At 56.5% G+C, this 1,247-nt stretch carries 2 pseudogenes; both read left to right on the forward strand.

The annotated features are described in order from the left end of the window. Nucleotides 1–452, forward strand: a pseudogene (locus AB3X89_RS39745) (hypothetical protein); the annotation flags it as partial. A 62-nt stretch (nucleotides 453–514) separates the two neighbouring features. Next, nucleotides 515–1,029, forward strand: a pseudogene (locus AB3X89_RS39750) (IS6 family transposase); the annotation flags it as partial. Nucleotides 1,030–1,247: the final 218 nt, after the last annotated feature.

Consider the following 1,247-nt stretch of genomic DNA (forward strand, 5'->3'; position numbering starts at 1 on the left):
GTGAAGGCGCTTCAGGACCTTGGCCAGGCCCGGCGCGAGTGTGGTTCGCGGTGTCTTCGTCTTCTTCATCGCACAGCTCAAAAATTCGCTACCCAATTTTAACGTGGGCCTTACTGCAACAGAACCATCAGTTGCGCAGCTATCCGGCCGCGAAAGCGGAGATCCCCGAACTGGCGAACGTCAAGCATGTGTTCGTCAAAGCCAGCGCCCGCGTCAACAACCGTGCCGAGAATAGTCATCAGCCAACCCGGGAACGCGAACGGCGTATGCGGGGCTTCCGCCTGCCCGAGCGCACTCATGCTTTCCTGTCGAACTTCGGCCCGATCCGACAGCACTTTGCCCTCAAGCGACATCGGCTACGGGCTTCACGCTATCGCCAACAACTCGCCTTGCGATTTGCTGCGTGGCATCGCTTCACCGAACTCACCCAAAATCCGTCTATCGCTTTTTGAGCAACTGATCGCCCCTGCCAGCATTGCCTTCTCTCCTCTCTAACTCTAACGTGACAAAGCCGTTGCCGGTCCTGGAGAAGGCGTTTCGACGGCGCAAACGGACGGTCGGCAAGAGCTGGAGGATGGACGAGACCTACATTCGCATCAGGGGTGAGTGGCGGTATCTCTATCGGGCTGTCGACAAGGCAGGCAACACCGTTGATTTTCTGCTGCGAGCCCGACGGGATAAGGCTGCGGCCGGGCCTACTTCGAAAAGGCAATCGACCAGAATGGCGAACCCGAGACCGTGACGATCGACAGGAGCGGATCGAATCTGGCTGCCTTGCCGGCGATCAACGCCCCGCGGGAGGTGCCGATCAAGGTCCGCCAGAAAAAGTATCTGAATAACATCATCGAACAGGATCATCGGGCGATCAAGCGCCGGACTCGACCGATGCTTGGGTTCAAAAACTTTTTTCGTTGTGCCCGCATCCTGTTGGGCGGCATCGAAGTTATGCACATGATTGTCAAGGGACAATTGAACGATGGCGGCATTGGTCAAACTCCCGCAAAGCAATTCTATTCGCTGGCTGGATAAGGAATCCATGCCATATCGGATTTGGCCGACCTCTCGCTCTTACTGCAACAGAACCACATTTTGGCACGATGTGCGTGGCACCTCAGTCGAATTGGTTCTGTTGCAGTAAGGCCCACGTTAAAATTGGGTAGCGAATTTTTGAGCTGTGCGATGAAGAAGACGAAGACACCGCGAACCACACTCGCGCCGGGCCTGGCCAAGGTCCTGAAGCGCCTTCA

The organism is Paraburkholderia sp. BR14320, from assembly GCF_040948665.1.
GTDB lineage: Bacteria > Pseudomonadota > Gammaproteobacteria > Burkholderiales > Burkholderiaceae > Paraburkholderia > Paraburkholderia youngii.